12 protein-coding genes are annotated in these 16,401 nt (G+C 59.5%); 5 read left to right on the forward strand and 7 right to left on the reverse strand.

Annotated elements, in window-relative coordinates:
• Positions 1-37 precede the first annotated feature (37 nt).
• Positions 38-1,141, forward strand: coding sequence for an RsmB/NOP family class I SAM-dependent RNA methyltransferase (locus AAAX35_RS08935; protein ID WP_349117372.1), 1,104 nt, complete (start codon positions 38-40; stop codon positions 1,139-1,141).
• Positions 1,142-1,165: 24 nt separating this feature from the next.
• Here AAAX35_RS08935 and AAAX35_RS08940 read toward each other — a convergent pair whose 3' ends face one another.
• Positions 1,166-1,336, reverse strand: coding sequence for a hypothetical protein (locus tag AAAX35_RS08940; RefSeq protein ID WP_349117373.1), 171 nt, complete (start codon positions 1,334-1,336; stop codon positions 1,166-1,168).
• A gap of 191 nt (positions 1,337-1,527) precedes the next feature.
• On the opposite strand from AAAX35_RS08940, the gene AAAX35_RS08945 reads away from it, so the two are divergent.
• On the forward strand, positions 1,528-2,619 hold the full coding sequence (locus tag AAAX35_RS08945) for a hypothetical protein (protein WP_089572116.1): 1,092 nt from the start codon (positions 1,528-1,530) through the stop codon (positions 2,617-2,619).
• Between the two features lie 81 nt (positions 2,620-2,700).
• On the opposite strand, the gene AAAX35_RS08950 is transcribed toward AAAX35_RS08945, so the two are convergent.
• Complete coding sequence (locus tag AAAX35_RS08950; protein WP_349117374.1) at positions 2,701-3,591, reverse strand: DegV family protein; 891 nt, start codon at positions 3,589-3,591, stop codon at positions 2,701-2,703.
• 320 nt (positions 3,592-3,911) lie between these two features.
• Here AAAX35_RS08950 and AAAX35_RS08955 point away from each other — a divergent pair, with 320 nt between their 5' ends.
• The 3 genes from AAAX35_RS08955 to AAAX35_RS08965 all read left to right on the forward strand — a co-directional run bounded on the left by AAAX35_RS08955 (position 3,912) and on the right by AAAX35_RS08965 (position 6,930).
• The gene (locus AAAX35_RS08955; protein ID WP_349117375.1) at positions 3,912-5,828 is read left to right on the forward strand and encodes a fructose-1,6-bisphosphatase; all 1,917 of its coding nucleotides are present in this window, start codon (positions 3,912-3,914) and stop codon (positions 5,826-5,828) included.
• 78 nt (positions 5,829-5,906) lie between these two features.
• On the forward strand, positions 5,907-6,302 hold the full coding sequence (locus tag AAAX35_RS08960; RefSeq protein ID WP_022095122.1) for a GtrA family protein: 396 nt from the start codon (positions 5,907-5,909) through the stop codon (positions 6,300-6,302).
• A gap of 220 nt (positions 6,303-6,522) precedes the next feature.
• Complete coding sequence (locus tag AAAX35_RS08965) at positions 6,523-6,930, forward strand: GtrA family protein (protein WP_055250894.1); 408 nt, start codon at positions 6,523-6,525, stop codon at positions 6,928-6,930.
• Positions 6,931-7,089: 159 nt separating this feature from the next.
• On the opposite strand, the gene AAAX35_RS08970 is transcribed toward AAAX35_RS08965, so the two are convergent.
• From AAAX35_RS08970 to AAAX35_RS08990, 5 genes are all read right to left on the reverse strand, one after another.
• Positions 7,090-7,992: a DUF4430 domain-containing protein gene (locus tag AAAX35_RS08970; protein WP_349117376.1), complete on the reverse strand. Its 903-nt coding sequence runs from the start codon at positions 7,990-7,992 to the stop codon at positions 7,090-7,092.
• Complete coding sequence (locus AAAX35_RS08975; RefSeq protein WP_349117377.1) at positions 7,982-11,797, reverse strand: DUF4430 domain-containing protein; 3,816 nt, start codon at positions 11,795-11,797, stop codon at positions 7,982-7,984. The genes AAAX35_RS08970 and AAAX35_RS08975 overlap by 11 nt, the downstream gene beginning before the upstream one ends.
• A gap of 437 nt (positions 11,798-12,234) precedes the next feature.
• Complete coding sequence (locus tag AAAX35_RS08980; protein ID WP_349117378.1) at positions 12,235-13,998, reverse strand: AarF/UbiB family protein; 1,764 nt, start codon at positions 13,996-13,998, stop codon at positions 12,235-12,237.
• Between the two features lie 8 nt (positions 13,999-14,006).
• The gene (locus tag AAAX35_RS08985; RefSeq protein ID WP_349117379.1) at positions 14,007-14,423 is read right to left on the reverse strand and encodes a hypothetical protein; all 417 of its coding nucleotides are present in this window, start codon (positions 14,421-14,423) and stop codon (positions 14,007-14,009) included.
• 99 nt (positions 14,424-14,522) lie between these two features.
• On the reverse strand, positions 14,523-16,046 hold the full coding sequence (locus AAAX35_RS08990) for a C69 family dipeptidase (protein ID WP_349117380.1): 1,524 nt from the start codon (positions 16,044-16,046) through the stop codon (positions 14,523-14,525).
• Positions 16,047-16,401 lie beyond the last annotated feature (355 nt).

Genomic DNA, 16,401 nt, shown 5'->3' on the forward strand with positions numbered 1-16,401 from the left:
AACACTCGACATGCAATGGAATGGGAAGGAAAGACGGATGTCCAAGCCGCGTCGTCGTAAGCAAAAAAAGCAGGTCAAGGCCGAGCTCAAGCTCAGGCAGTTTGCTGCTACCGAGCTTTCCGACCAGCTTGCCGCCCTTCCCTGCGCCGCCGACCTGCCGCGCTTTATGGTCGACACGGTCGCCGGCGCCTATGCGCCCGCCGATGCCAAGCTCATGATCGAGGGCTTCGGCGCCGCGGCCACACGCCCGGTCACGCTGCGCGCCAACACGCTCAAGGCGACCGCCGAGGACATCGCTGCGGCGCTCGATGCCGCCTGCATCGCCCACCAAACCGTTACCTGGTATCCGGACGCCTTTATCCTGCCCGAGGCCCAGGTTTCAGATCTGTGGGATCTCGACATCTACCGCGACGGCAAAATCTACCTGCAGAGCCTGTCATCCATGATGCCGCCGTTGGTCCTGGGCGCCCAGGCAGGCGAGGACATCCTGGACATGTGCGCAGCCCCCGGCGGCAAGACGACGCAGATCGCCGCCCTCACCCAGGGACAGGCGCACCTCACCGCCTGTGAGATGAGCATTCCCCGCGCCGAAAAGCTCGAGTCGAACCTCCATCGCCAGGGTGCCAAAAACGTGCCCGTCATGCGCATCGACGCACGCGAGCTCGACGAGTTCTTCCGCTTTGACCGCATCCTGCTCGACGCTCCCTGCACCGGCACGGGCACCGTCATCAGTGGCAACGAGAAAAGCCTGCGCGGCCTCACCGAGCAGTTGCTGAGCAAGTGCGCCCGCTCGCAGCGAGCACTTCTGGACCGCGCCATGGGTGCCCTCAAACCGGGCGACACGCTCGTCTATTCGACCTGTTCGATCTTGCCGCAGGAAAACGAGGACGCCCTGCAAGAGGCCCTCGACAAGCATATGGACTGCGAGCTCATCCCCCTCGACGGCACGCCAAGCGAAAGTGAAGCACGACGCACCCAGGAAGCTGGTGAGGAGCCGCGCATCGAGTCCAACGCTCTGACCGAAGCCATTGCCGCGGGTCAGGTATCGGCCATCGCCAACGGCCTGCCCGGCACGCTCACCATTCCGCCTAGCCGCGACTTTGAGGGCTTCTACATTGCCCTGATCCGAAAACGCAGCTAGCGCACGGATCCAAAACTCAACAAGCTATCTCTGTGCGCGTTTGCCCTGCTGGTCGCGATGCTGTTTAAGCATCGCGCGCTCCTTGCGTTCGGCCCTTTTGCCCTTAATGGCCGTGACCACAAAGTAGATGACCGCGGCGGCAATGATTGCGGCCACACACAGGCCGATCGAGCCAAACATTGCTGTCAATTCCATACCGCGTCACCTCTCTTTTAAACGGGGCTTTCAAGATAGCACCTCGATACCCGCCACCACAGCTCCTTCACGTTCGCCGGCCCTTCGGTCTAACGGATGGCGCGGCGGGGAAAAATCAACTCGTCAAACGATTTAGCATTCGCAATTCCGGCTGCATCGCGCCGGCCATCATCACATAGAATCGAGCCTCCATGGATACCCTCAACGATCTAAATGAGCGCGTCGACGCCTTCGTCGGCACCAGCTCCTTCGACACGCCTGCGGCGGCAAACGACCAAGCTCCCATCGATGTGCCCGCCGAGGTGCACGAGGACATCGTCGCCTCGGTCGATTTTTCCGAGGTCGAGCTTGCAGACGAGTTCACCGAGCCCCAAGTAGCCGTCACGCCCAACGGCCTGCTCCCTATGGAGCCCCTGCCCATCGACGGACGCCTGCGCAAGGCTGCCCTTCGCATGCCCGACGAGATCGAGGAGGCCAGCGGCTTTACGCTCTTCGGCCGACGCATCAAGTCGCTCATTTACACCACCGACGTCGCGGTTATCCGCAACTCCAACGCCGATGCCGTCTTTGCGGTCTACCCTTTCACGCCGCAGCCCGCCATTACGCAAGCGCTGCTGACCGTCGCCGAGTGCCCGGTCTTTGTAGGCGTGGGCGGCGGAACTACGACCGGTAAGCGCTCCGTGCAGATGGCAGCCGTCTCCGAGATGCAGGGCGCGGCGGGCTGCGTGGTCAACTCCCCCGCTACTGCCGAGATGGTAGAGCACATCACCAACATCGCCGACATCCCCGTCATCGCCACGGTCGTTCGCTGCGACGACGATGCCCACGCCAAGGTGCGCGCCGGCGCCAAGATTCTCAACATCGCCGCCGGCAAGAACACGCCCCAGGTCCTACGCGAGCTGCGCGAGCACTATCCCAACCTGCCGCTCATCGCGCCGGGCGGCAAGACGCCAGAGAGCATCCGCGAGACCATCGCCGCCGGCGCCAACGCCATCATCTGGACGCCTCCTTCGGCGCAGCAGCTACAGACCGACATGATGCAGCGTTATCGCAAGATGAAGGAAGACGCCACACCTGTCATCTCGCGCGACGACGTGCCCATTATCGACCAGGTCGCCGCCGCCGAGGTCAGCCAAGTCGAGAACATGAATCCCGACGTGCCGATTCCCGACGAAGTCATCGAGCGCGTCGCTTCGATCCACGAGCGCGTCGAGGAGCATCGCGCCAATCGCGGCCTCAAGCCGTCACTGCACGGCTTCTTCTTCCGCGGAAAGAAACGCTAGCCGCAACAGCAAGGCCCGCTCCACAAACGTGAGACGGGCCGTTTTCGTTTGAGCAATCATGCAGCGACGTGATGGGGCAAATTAATCCACGCGCTTGTCGCCCATAAAGAAGAGCGCCACCGTACCGGGTCCGGTATGCGAGCCAATCAGAGTACCGATGTCATTGATCTCAATCTTGCCTTTAAGCTGCGGAACCTGTTCCTCAATCAGCGCCGCAACTGCCTCGGCATCCTCGCGGCACGCCGAGTGCGACATGATGCACTTACCCGAATAATCCGTACCGCCCTGCACGTGTGCCATCATGGTCTTAGCCATCTCGGAAATCGCGCGCTTCTTGGTGCGAATCTTCTCACGCGGCGACAGCTTACCTTCGCAATCGACCGTCATAAGCGGGCAAATCTTAAGCGCCGTGCCAATGATCGCGCTCGCAGCCGAAATGCGACCGCCGCGTAGGTAGCTCGACAGATCGGTCGAGAAGAACCAGTGGTGCAGGTTGAGTTTGTGCTCCTCAATCCAAGCGGCCGTCTCGTCGAGTGAAGCCCCGCTATCGCGCACATCGGCGGCATATTCCAGCAACAGACCAAAGCCCGAAGACGCCCCCAGCGAATCGATGACGCGCACCTTGCCGCCCTCGGGATAGCGATCCGCAAGCATCTGCGCCGCGACGCAGGCCGATCCATACGTGCCCGAAATACCCGACGACAACGTCAGGTGCAGCACGTCTTTACCCTCGGCAACAAACGGCTCCCAAAACTCCTCGTACTCACCCACGCTCACCTGAGACGTCTTGGGCATGGCGCCCGCGGCAATCTGGGCAAAAAACTTGTCCGGCGTAATCGACTGATACAGATCGTCCGTATAGACAACATCGTCGATCTCGTAATGAAAACACACGACAGGGATATTGCGCGACGCAAAGAACTCACGGGTTCGGTCGGCGGCGGATTCACAGGTCAGGACATAATCACTCATATGAGGCTCCTTACTCATTGCTGCGCAAATTATCGCACAGTGAGCCTACATGCGGTACATATGTCCACTATTTACCAAATCGAACCAAAAATAGTGAACATCTTTACCACCATCGTCTCCACCGGCCCCACGCATAAATATCTGAGAAAACACCCTCTGTCGTCTCCACCCAACCAACACATCTACCTTCACTAAATCGATTTACCAAACCATTCAGCCGACAATTCAGCCGCTGGCGCAAAATCGAAACAAAAGCGGCGCATACTGATAAACGTTTGACGCTGTTTATCAGTTTTACCAGCCCCATCGGAAGGTGTTTCATGGTCGCATTCGATCGCAACCCGCAAGACTTCAAGTATCTGCGCCTGCTGTCGAGACAGTTCCCCACCGAACAATCCGCATTTACCGAGATCATCAATCTCTCGGCCATCCTCAACCTACCCAAGGGCACCGAGCATTTTATGAGCGACGTGCATGGTGAGTACGAAGCCTTTATGCACATCCTCAACAACTGCTCGGGCGTCGTGCGCGAGCATGTCGACGAGATTTTTGGCGACACGCTCTCCTTTGACGAAAAGGGCGAGCTGTGTACGCTCATCTACTACCCGCGCGAGAAGATCGACCTGGTCCGCAGCCGGCGCGAGGACTCGCCAACCTGGTACAAGACGATGCTTGACCAGCTCATCATGGTCGCTCGCTCGCTTTCAAGCCGCTACACGCGCTCCAAAGTGCGTAAGGCCATCCCGCGCGATTACGCCTACATCATCGACGAGTTGTTGCACACGCACCCGGACGAGAACAACTATCGCGTGCGCTATCACGAGCGCATCGTGGAGTCCATCCTGGAGACCGCCAGCGCCGACGACTTTATCGAGTCGCTCGCTTCGCTCATCAAGCGCCTGGCCGTCGACCACCTGCACCTGGTGGGCGACATCTTCGACCGCGGCGGCGGCGCGGCCAAGATTATGGACCGTCTGCTCACCTACCATTCACTCGACATCCAGTGGGGCAACCACGACCTGCTGTGGATGGGCGCTGCGGCCGGTGAGCCCGCCTGCATCGCCACGGTGCTGCGCAACAACCTACGCTACGACAACTACGAGATCCTCGAGAACGACTACGGCATCTCGCTGCGCGAGCTTGTTGCCTTTGCCGATGCCACCTACACCGCCGGTGAGCCCATCACCCCGCTGATCAAGGCCATCAACGTGCTGCTCTTTAAGCTCGAGGGCCAGATTATCCAGCGCCACCCCGAGTTCGATATGACCGACCGCCTGTTACTCGACAAGATCGACCACGACACCGGCACGGTCACGCTCGCCGACGGCAGCGTGTGGCCGCTCACGACCAACGACTTCCCCACCGTCGACCCGGCGGACCCCTACACGCTCACGTCTCAGGAGCAGCACATCATCGACAAGCTCGTGTCCGAGTTTGTCACCGCCGATCACCTGCATCGCCATATCGATTTCCTCTACACCCACGGCTCGATGTACAAGGTCGCCAACGGCAACCTGCTCTTCCATGGCTGCGTTCCGCTCAACGAAGACGGCACCTTTAGCAGCATGAACTGCCTGGGCACCTGGCACGCTGGCCGCGATTATCTCGATTTTTGCGACCACATCGCCCGCCGCGCGTGGCGCGTGGGCGACCGCGATGCCCTCGACTGGATGTGGTACCTGTGGATTGGCTTCAATTCACCCGCCAGCGGACGCCTGGTGCGTACCTTTGAGCGCGCCTATATCGCCGATAAGAGCACCTGGGTCGAGCCGATGGACCCGTACTTTACGCTTACCAAGTCGCCCTCGGTCTGCGATGATATCATGCGCGAGTTTGGCGTCGCGCCCATGGCATGCTCGCCGACCGGCCACATCATCAACGGCCACACGCCCGTTAAAACCACCAAGGGCGAGCAGCCCATCCGCGCCGAGGGCAAGCTGCTGGTCATCGATGGCGGCTTCTGCCGCGCTTACCATCCCAAGACGGGCATCGCCGGCTATACGCTCATCTCGAGCTCGCGCGGCTGCCGCCTCAAGTCGCACCGGGCCTTTACGACGGTTGCCGAGGCACTCACGCGCAACGTGGACATCGAAAGCGAGACCAACCGTTTTGACCAAGCGGACCGTCGCCGCATGGTGAGCGACACCGATACTGGCGCCAAGATCCGCAGCCAAATCCAAGACCTGCGTCAGCTGCTCGATGCATATAGAAACGGTGCTATCGAGGAGCGCGCCTAGCACCACCCGCGGGGATTGGCTAAACTTGCTGAGTTTGTCATCCCCGCGGCGCTTCGGCGCCAGCTTAAGGCAGGTACCATGCAAAAGCTCCTTGCGCAGATCATGAAATTTGGCGTCGTCGGTGTCATTGCCACGGTTATCGACTTTGGCATTATGAATCTGCTCCACTACGGTCTGGGCCTCAACATCCTAATCGCCAACACCAGCGGCTTTATCATCTCACTCATCTTTAACTACCTCGCAAGCATGAAGTACGTGTTTGCGCACAAGGAAGGCATGAGCCGCCGCCGCGAGTTCATCATCTTTGTCGTGCTGTCCGTGATCGGTTTGGTGCTCAACGACGGCATCGTGCTGGCGCTCAACGCCGGCCTGGGACTCGAGGCCAATATCGCCAAGATCTGCGCCACCGCGCTTGTCATGGTCTACAACTTTGTGACCCGAAAAATCTTCCTGGAGGGCGACGAGACAAAATAGCTCGAAACCCCTGCAGCATTACGGCGCCCACGGACGACGCGCACTCAGCGCAGTATCGTCCGTGGGTGTCGCTCGTTTACGGGCAAATTTTCAACGTTTGCGGATTAGCTCTTGAAAATTTGGCGAGTTCATATAGTTCTTGGCAAAGACCTTACGTTTCCCTTGTAAAAGCTCTAAAGTAACTCGTTGCTCGATTCATCAACGCATTGGATGTGATTACGTGCGCAAGGCGCTGGCACAACCTCATACCAAGCAGTTCCTCAAGTTCGCTGTCGTGGGTCTTATCTCCTTTGGCATCGACTGGGGCATGCTCATTGCGCTCGTCGAGCTGTTCCACCTCGACTTTTTGATGAGCACCACGGTCTCGTTTACCACGTCCGTCGTGGTCAACTACTGGCTCAGCATGAAGTACGTGTTCGACCATCGCGAGGGCATGAGCCGCAAGCGCGAGTTCACGATCTTCACCATCCTGTCGGTGATCGGCCTGGGCCTCAACGACCTGTACATGTTTGTGGGCGTCACGTTTTTGAGCATCGGCTACCAAGCCATGAAGGCCATCGCCACGTTCCTCGTCACCTGGTACAACTACTTCAGCCGCCGCTTCTTCCTCGAGGGCGCACGGTCGTAGTCGATTCACTATTTGCTTGAATGTATAACCGGTTGGAATTCCCATTCCAACCGGTTTTTTGTTTGCAGAGAGACCCGGCGACCCAGTCCCATTCGCATGAAAAACGGGCGGTCCGGATGTTGGCCCGAACCGCCCGTCTGGCGCGCTATGTCGAGGCCTCTAGCCCGTTACGTAATACCAAACGACGTTGTCGTCATTGGAGAGAACGTAGTTACTGCAGGCCGTCATGGGCGTTGTGCCGTTGACGGAGTACATCCAGCCGCTCGTGCCGCCGTACTGTTTCTCGGCCAAACCACCAATCGCGGAAACATACGTGCCGTACGACGAGCCGTGTGCGTTGACAGAAAGGCCTAGCGCGCACAGGGCATCGTAAACGGTGGCGCCTTCGTTAAAGGTAAAGGTGCCGCCAGAGGACACAGGATTGCCCACAGCGCTCGATGTGACCGAAACCGTCACCGTAACGTAGCTGGACTCCTGTGAGCCGCTTTGGCTGCCCGAGGAGGCGTTTCCACCATTAGAGGACGAGGCTCCATCAGACGACTGGTCACCGCCCGAAGAAGCACCGCCAGACGCATTGGAAGTATCACCGGCTCCCGTATTTTGGGCAGCGGATTTATCGCCAGACTTCTTGCCGCCCCGGTCCTCGGACTTCTTGCTATCCGAGTTTTTGTCCGATTCCTTGTTTGAAGACTCGGAATCGTCCTTGGCGTCGTTCGAACCCTTGGGCTCGTCTTTTGCATCATTCGAAGATTTGGAATCCTTGGAACTGGCCTCGCCCGAAGCGGCAGACGAGCCAGACCCCTTGGTGTCCTTGGCGACGACGCTCTCCCCCGTCACGGTCTGAACGATCCAGTCAATGGACCAGGCGCCGCTCTCGGAAGGATGGACGAAGCCCAGCGAGACGACGATCAGAATGGTGCACGCGGCAGCAAGAACGCCAAGGAGCGCCTTGCGACGAGAGGCGGACGCCGCCGAAGCGGCGCCCTTTTGCTTTGGATCATCGAGCTGGATAAACGAGGAGTCGGGCTGTTGCCCGCTGGTCTCCTTGGGCTTATCGGGCATTACCGTCACCCTTGCCGCGCTTGGTCAGCACGAAGACGGCGATGAGCACGAGGCCAATCACGCCGGCGGCGATGCCAACGATGGCGAGCGGATTGGTGCCAGTCTCCTGCTCGGAAGCACTAGAGGACTTCTTAGCAGTGGTCGTGGAAACAGCACCCGTATCGGACTTGGAATCGGACTTCTTGTCGGACTTCTTGTCGGACTTGCCGTCCTTCCTGTCAGACTTCCTGTCAGACTTCTTGTCAGACTTCTTCTCGTCCTTCTTATCGGACTTATCGGAGTCCTTCTTGTCGGACTTGTTGTCCCTGGTCTCGGTCTTGGTCGACACCGTCGTCTTGGTCGTCGGCTTATGACCCGGGGCGACAGCGCCGCCAGCCTGCTGGCCCTTCGTGCCGGAGCCGGAGCCCGTGCCAGTGCCAGCGCCAGCACCGGAACCGTTGCCAGCGCCACCGTTGCCACCATTAGTGCCAGAACCGCCATTACCGCCAGGGTTAACGGCATTCTTGGTCCACTTGGCATACAACGTCAGGTCGGCCGTCACCGGCGTACTGAAGTCGTACGCCTGCGTGCAAGGCTCATCGGTATACCAACCGCCGAAAGTGTAGCCATCGCGCATCGGATCGGCCGGCTTGACCAGCTTGCCATCGGACGTAGCAACAAACTTAGTGTCGCAAGCAGACCCGCCGTTGGAATTAAAGGCAACCGTCCAAGACTCAACGGCCCCAAGCTTGAACAGCGTGCCCGAGTCATTGATGTAGTACAGGTTGCCAGATGCATCGGCAATGACCGGAGAGTCACAGTACTGGTAATGGCCAGCCGCATCATAAATCTGCGTCGCCCCTGCATCGCCGAGCGTATAGCGATACACCCCACCACCAGCAGAGTAGCTGACGTAGTCCTTGCTATCCGCGCTATTAACGGTGAAGTACACATAGGTTTTGCCGCCCTGAACACTCACCAGCGGAGTAGCAGCAATACCGTTAAATCCGGCCGGTAGTTCTTTACCGTCAGCAGCGGTGACCATCGTGGTCTTACCGGTCTTCAGATTATAGAGAACCAGAGCAGATCCAGTAGCCGTCTGCCCACCGACAATCAAGTTGTCGCCAGACACCGCCGGGGCGCTCATGTTATTCGTAAGACCCAGGTCGACCGTCTTCTGCTCGCTCAGCACGCCCTTCGCCGAAAGCGAAATCACATGGAGCTTTCCGTCGTGCGTCATCTGATAGAAGGTCGAGCCATTGGACGGATCGGCGACGCAGTCAGCGTTCGCAAGGGCGCCGAGCTTCATGGTCGAAACGACATCACCCGTTGCCTTATCAATGCACTTAAGCGTACCTGCGCTCGTGGGGACGATGGCGTACTTATCCGTCAGGGCAGCGCCAGTCCAATAATAGCCCTCAGCTGCGTCGATGTTCTGCCAAGAGACTTCGCCTGTGGCGATCTTGATGCGCGTAAAGGAACCGTTGACGTATTTCTTCCCGTCAGCCGTGCCTACATAGACGTACTCGCCGTCCGAAACGACGGTGCAGGAGCTCTGCGTCAAGTCCGTCAAACCAGGCGTCAGCCACTTGCAGATCAGCTTGTCTGCAGTAATCGCCTGGACCGCACCGCCGTTGAGCGGAACGATGATAAGGCCATTGGTATAGATCGGACGAGAGGTATAGCTCACCTTGGAGGCAAGCGGCGCAGAGGCAACCTTTTTGCCCGTGGACGAATCGATCTTAATGAGCTCGTTCTCGGTCGCGATGTACACAAAGCCGTTAGCAATGACAGGCTCGCTGCAGTTGGCATACTGCTGACCAGACTCGGCCTTCCAATCGAAGGCCCACTTAAGACCGGCGGCCTGCGCAGGCGTCTTGGCATCCGTTACGGTCGAACCGTTGCCACTGTTGCCGTAGCCGGCCCACTCGGCATCCCAATCAGGAGTCGTCGCGCTCGGATCCACGACAATCTTGTCGGGATCGGGCATGGGCGAATTATCGGTGGTATAGGCAAGCGTGACCTTATCGCCGCTCTTGAGCGTAATCTGATTGGCGCAAAGTAAGGAGGGCTCTCCGTTGATATACAGATGCCAATATTTATTGGTCGCAGCATCCCAACCATACGGATTGTGATCGAACGGCGAAGTAATGGAATTCAGGAACCAGTACTCACCACTCTGGGAGCCGTTGTACGCAACGCCCTTGGCCTTCAGAACTGCCTCAATAAGGTTCTGGGCCGTGGAGCCTTCGGGCAGAGAAACATTGCTTGCCGTGCCCCAACGCGTATTGTTCCCGTTGACATCGGGACCGATAACATCGGCGGATCCAAGCACCTGACCGGGGAGGGCATCGGCGTCAGCACCATACATAAAGGTGACGGCGTCACCCTCCTGGAGCTTGTAGGCACCGGCGCCAACGTCGGCGAACTTGCCATTTACGTAGAAGCGCCAATAGCTATTGGTCGCAGCATCATAGCCACAATAGGACTTACCATCGAAGGGCGAATAAATGCCGTTGAGGAACCAGCCCCAAGACGATTCGCCAGCATCGAGAGTAAGGCCGACCTGCTCAAGGAGATCCTTGGCAGTGGAGCCTGCCTTGAGACTCGTCTGACCCGTCGAAGCCCAAACCTGCTGCTTGCCGTCCTTGTCCTTACCGAGAACCTGGACAGAAGCATGGACAGAATCGGACGGCAACTGGTCGCCCCAGCCACCGTAGAACCACGTGACGGTATCGCCGGCATGGATGGTGACATTGTCCGCCGTATAGTCACTCGACTTGCCGTTGATGAACAGCTGCCAATAGGTCGAATAATCTTGGGGCGTACCCAGCTCAACACCGTTGTACTTAAGGCTCAGAATGAAGGAGCCCGCAGCAACGGCGTCAATGTCGTTCGCCTCGAGTGCGACCTTCGTAAGATCAAGCGCGCTCGAACCGGACGTCACCACATACTGCGCATTATCGACCCAAGTCTGAGTCTTGCCCTGGGCATCGCGACCAATGACGGTCACATTTGCGGCAACCTGGTCTTTAACGACAGGGGACGAGCTACCAGCCGTATAGGCAAACTCAATCTTCTGCCCCTGGGTAAGCTTGACGCTGCTCGCGCCAACCGAGGAAGACGCGCCGTCGACGAACAGCTGCCAGAAGGCATAAGTCGTCGGATCGTAGGCAAGCGTGCGACCATCGCTCGGGGATGTGATGCTTTCGAGGTAGAAACCGTATGCCGTGTTCGGTTCGTACTTCGCCTTGAAGCCCGTCTTCTCCTGCAGCTTAATGAAGGCATCCGCAGCCGTCGCGCCCTCGTCGAGCTTGAGCTGCGTAGGTGCCACCCAGGTCTGAGCCTTGCCGTCAGCATCGGTGCCGATAATCGAGAACGAGACCTCGACCTGCTTCTTGGCGACATCGCCGGTTTCTGTCGGGTTCTCTGTCTGAACGGCAGCCGCGGCGGCAGATCCCGCTTGGCCAGCGGATGCCGTCGAAGACTGCTCGCTCGTGGCAGGGCTCTCCCCCGTCGCCGAGCCTTCGTCGCCAGTTGCTGCCTCTGTTATGGCTGCACTAGCCGCAGGCGCGCCCTCGGAATCCGAAACCTCGGCGCCGCTCTGCTCAGCGGTACCGCCCGCAAGCGCTGCGTCCTCGCCCGGCGTCGCAGCCTGAGCCACAGCCTCGGCAATGCCCTCGGCGCCCTCGGCCCACAGCTGAGCCGGCGTGGTGCTGAAGGCCATCGCGAAGGCCAGGAATGCCACCAGGCAGCGCTTTGCCACGCCGCGCGCGATTACGCCACGGCGACGAAGCGAGGCACGCTGGCACTCGTCCTCAAACATATCCATTTGTCTCCCACTGTCTGTACTTGGAGCGTTGCCTTGAAGCTGCCCCACGTCATCGCGCATGTTGCGCCCGAGTTCCCCCATCGGGGTCCCCCTTCCCTCCAGAGCCCTATGCACACCGGCGGCATACGCCGCAGCCGCATGCAAGATGGGAGGCGATCCGACTTAACCTTAACGGCTCAGGCGCGCCGTCCGATCTGCGACGCGAGCATCCCGAGCCAAGAGGAATTACGGTTACTGGTACAGCCGGGGACTTGCACCCCGATTCTCCCAAACGCGCAGGAAAACCGCGCATTCGTGCGTCTCCGCACCACCATCTAGGCCATCGATTAAAACCGTCAATATGCTATCACGCAAAAGGGCCTCGCACGCAGGCGAAGCCCAAGGTAAAAGCTATTGTTTGCGAAAGGAAAATGCGGTGACGGTCGCAGCCTCTAGTGCTTGCCGCCGTGGCTGTTGAGCCAGATATTGCGGCCCAGCATAAGCGCCAGCACCAGCGCGCTCACGTAGCCCATAAAGCCAATGACCGGGATACCAAACACAACCGGCTCGATGCGCGCGTAGTACACCACCGACGAACCGATAAACAGACCGGCGATCACAATTGCCATCGACATACGGTCGATAATTCCGCCCAGCTGTCGCAGCGCCTTATCGCTGCTCATGATCTGCGTGTTCACCTTAAGCTGACCGCGCGTGAGCATACGCGAAGCCAAGCCCAGATACTCGGCCGCCTCGAGCGAGCCTTTTGCCGCGCGATAGCTGCTCGCGGCAAGATCGCGGCTCATCTCGCGCATGCGGGCGTAGGTGCTCTTCTCGTTTTTGATGTGCGTCTGGATGATCTGGATCATGTTGACGTTGGGCATGTACTCGGTCAACAGGCCCTCGAGCGTCACCATGCCGCGGGCGAACATTGTCACCACGCTCGGCAGCTCAACGTCATTTTTGCGCGCGAGGTTTAACAGCGAGGTCAAAAACTCGCCGATATCTAGGTCCTTAAGGTCAAGGCCCGCAAAGTCAGCCACGATAAAGTCCAAATCGGACAAAAAGGCCGAATGATCGAGCTCAGCCGAGTCGCCACGCGTCACGGCGAAGCGCATGAGCGAATCCTTGAGCTTGGGCACATCGCCCTCGGCCACGGCAAAGATCATATCCTTGACGATACCGCGGTCGTGGCTCGACATGCGTCCGACCATGCCCAAGTCGATAAAGTAAACGATGCCGTCCTTGAGGATGATATTTCCCGCATGCGGGTCGGCATGGAAAAAGCCGTCGTCGAGCACCTGCGTCGAATAGTCCTCGACAATCGCCGAGCCGATCTTTTCCAGGTCATAACCCTCGGCCACCAAGCGTTCAGGATCGGCGATCGAAATGCCGTCGACGTAGTCCATAACCACCACGTGCTCGGTGCACAGGTCCAGATAGGATTTAGGGCACGTCACGCCATGAACGCTCTTATGGAACTCGTAAAAGTCATTGAGGTTTTGGGCCTCGGCCAAAAAGTTGGTCTCCTCGCGAAACGAGGTCCACAGCTCCTCGACCACGCCGTGCAGGTCAACGAATTGATCGGTGTTGACGAACTTGGAAACGATACGCACCACCGAGCGGATGATATCGATGTCCTGCGCCATAACCTGCTGCGCACCGGGGCGCTGCACCTTGACGGCCACGTCCTCGCCCGTCACCAGACGAGCGCGGTGCACCTGCGCGAGCGATGCGCTACCAAGCGGATTGGGGTCGATCGCATCGAACATCTCCCCCAGGCGCAAGCCGTATTCCTCTTCCAAGCAGCGGAGCACTACCTCGTACGGCACCGGCTCCACGTCGGAACGCAGACGGCGCAGCTCGTCGCAAAAGCGTTGCGGCAGAATCTCGGACCGGTTGGCCAGAATCTGCCCCATCTTGACGAACATGGGGCCGAGTTCCTCGAGCAGGCGGCGCAAACGAACCGGCGTGAGGTTATCCCACACGCGGTACTTTTTGACCAGGCGAACAATCTGCCCGATGCGTTCGCGACGACCCGCCGGCGTGAGCTGGTATTCCTCGTCCGGCGCCATCGCGTCGGGCTCCTCGGGCACCATATCGACAGCGCGCGGCTTCTTGCGAGCGCCCGAGACGACGGCGTCGACCTCATCGACAACCGCCGCCTCGTCACCCAAGGGATCTAGATTGTTGTAATCGGTGGTGGAATCTGCCATCTGCGCTGCTACTCAGCCTCTTCGGTATCCTTCGCATCGTCGGGCTCAACGGACTCGACGGGCACCGAGGTCACGTTGTCCTCGACCGAATCGACGATGTCGCGCACATGGGCCAGGAAGGCCGTGCGCTCGGGGGCGGTCATGACGCGGACCCGGGCAAGGATGAGCTCGTCAAGCACGCGCTGGGCCGCGGTCTCGCCCTGCATGCCCAAGCGCTCGGTCAGGTCGGAGATGGTGCCGCCGGCCTGCTCGAACATGTCGGACACACTGCGGGCGATATCGGGAGTGACGGTGTCCTTGCGGACCTGCTCGCCTTTGGTGTTAAGGTCGTCGAGGACCTTCTTGCCGCCTTCGACAGCAACGGCGGCAGCGCCAAAGCCCACGTTAATGGCGCCGTTAACAAGCTGATCGAGTTTCATAACCATGGTTATCTCCAATCACAAACAACTGCATTGGCGTTCTTGTACCCAAGATTGAGCGAAAGCGACAAAGCGTTTTAGCGCTATTCGATCGACGGGAAATCCCTACCTCACGTTGTCGTTCATCGCGAAAGAGTTCTTCATGGCGCAGCTCGTGGTGTAGAGCACCTTGCCCAGTAGAGCATCGGTCTCCACGCGCACAAGCTCGGCGAAAGTCTCATTGGCGCGGGCAAGCTCGGCAGGCACCTCGGCCTCGGGCAGAGCGGCTACGGCAGCGTCGACGTCATGGATCTGCTTGTGGCCCATGCCACCGACCTTCTCCTGATAATCCTCGACCGCGCGACCGCACTCATGGAAGCGGACGTCAGCCAGCGCGCCGATCAAGCGGTTGGCCCAGTAGAAGTTTTCGGACGTCACGCGAGCCTGCGTGTCGGCATAGTACTCGGGCATGGTCTCGACGTTGGCGTACAGCGGAACCAGCGCGTTAAACGAGTTGGAACCAAAGGCCATCCACTGCACGGCGCGATAGGCCGACTGCGCATAGGGACGCAGCTGCAACACGGCGAGCTGGCTGTTGCGGTTGATGCCGATGGGGCGATAAGCGCCGCGCGTGGCGGGCGTGCCCTTGCTACCGTAGCAGTCGTACTCCGTGCCCTGGTAGTGGCTCGAAAGCACGTACTTAATGTCCTCGATGGTCACCTTGCGCTCGGGCACGCGGCTCCAGGGGATATCGTCGCTCTCGGGCGTGTAGTCGGCGTCGGGGCCATCCCACACGTCGCTGGGGTTGAGGCAGCGCTGCATGTACCAGGCGCGCGGCGTGTTGTAGACGTGGTCGCTGTCGCTGTGCGAGCCAAAGGCCTCGCGCGGGTTAAAGACCACAGCCGGGCCGTCGCCCTCGACGCCCAGCGTCAGGTCCAGATGCCACTCGGCCATCCAGGCGCGCAAGTCGGCGGAGCACATATGGTCGGCCTGGGCGCCCTCGGCGTCATCCAGGTCAAAGCTGTCGATACCCAGCTGGTTGGGCATGGTCACATAGGCGTCATCGGGCACGCGCTTGGCGATCCAGTGGTGGCCGCCGATGGTCTCGAGCCACCAGATCTCGTCCACGTCGCTAAAGGCGATGCCGTTGTTCTCGTAGGTGCCGTAGCGCTCGAGCAGGTCGCCCAGGATACGCACGCCGTCGCGGGCGGACTTGGCATACGGCAGGACCAGGGTCACCATATCCTCCTCGCCCAGGCCACCAGGCTGCGCCGGCACATAGCCGTCCTCACCCTCGTTGCCCTTGGCAGGCACGTAGTCCACAAGCGGGTCGGCACCGCGGACGCGCTCGTTGGTGGTGAGCGTCTCGGTTGCGGACATGCCCACATTGAGCTCGTTGAAACCGGCCTCGGCCCAGATGCCGTGGCCCGGAACAACATCGGGGACGCTCGTGTAGCGCATGGGGTTATCGGGCAGTTCAACGGTCAGGTGACTCAGGACGCTCGTGTAGACGCGCGGCTGCTCGTCGGGATGCACCACGCGCATACGCTTGGGCTCAAACACCCCGTTGGACGAGTCCTCGTTGCGGGCGACCAGCGTCGACCCGTCGTAGCTCGCGTTCTTACCAACCAAAATCGTTGTGCACGGCATGCGCATCCTCCTTGAGCGAAGAAATCAAACGGCAACAGTGTATCGCTTCGACGCAAAAAGGGCGAAACCACGGCCTCGGCAACCCCCGTGGTCAAAAAATGCCAAATATGAGTACTGTCACCAATTTAGTGGCAGCAAATTTCCCTGTAACGAGTGCCGAAAATCCCCATTTGCCCAAAAGCAAGACAACGTTATTCCCCATAAGCTCAATAAAATAGGCTTCCTAACGGTAGCGCACAGAGATGTGGTGTAAGAGGCGGGGCATGCCCCGCCTCCGCCCTTTCAAGAAAGGACGGGGACACCGCCTAGAATTCGTCGTTGGAGTAATGAAGGTGACGAATGGAAGGAAAGGCGA

Origin of the sequence: Collinsella sp. CLA-ER-H11, from assembly GCF_040092445.1 — a bacterium.
In the GTDB taxonomy this organism is placed as follows: domain Bacteria; phylum Actinomycetota; class Coriobacteriia; order Coriobacteriales; family Coriobacteriaceae; genus Collinsella.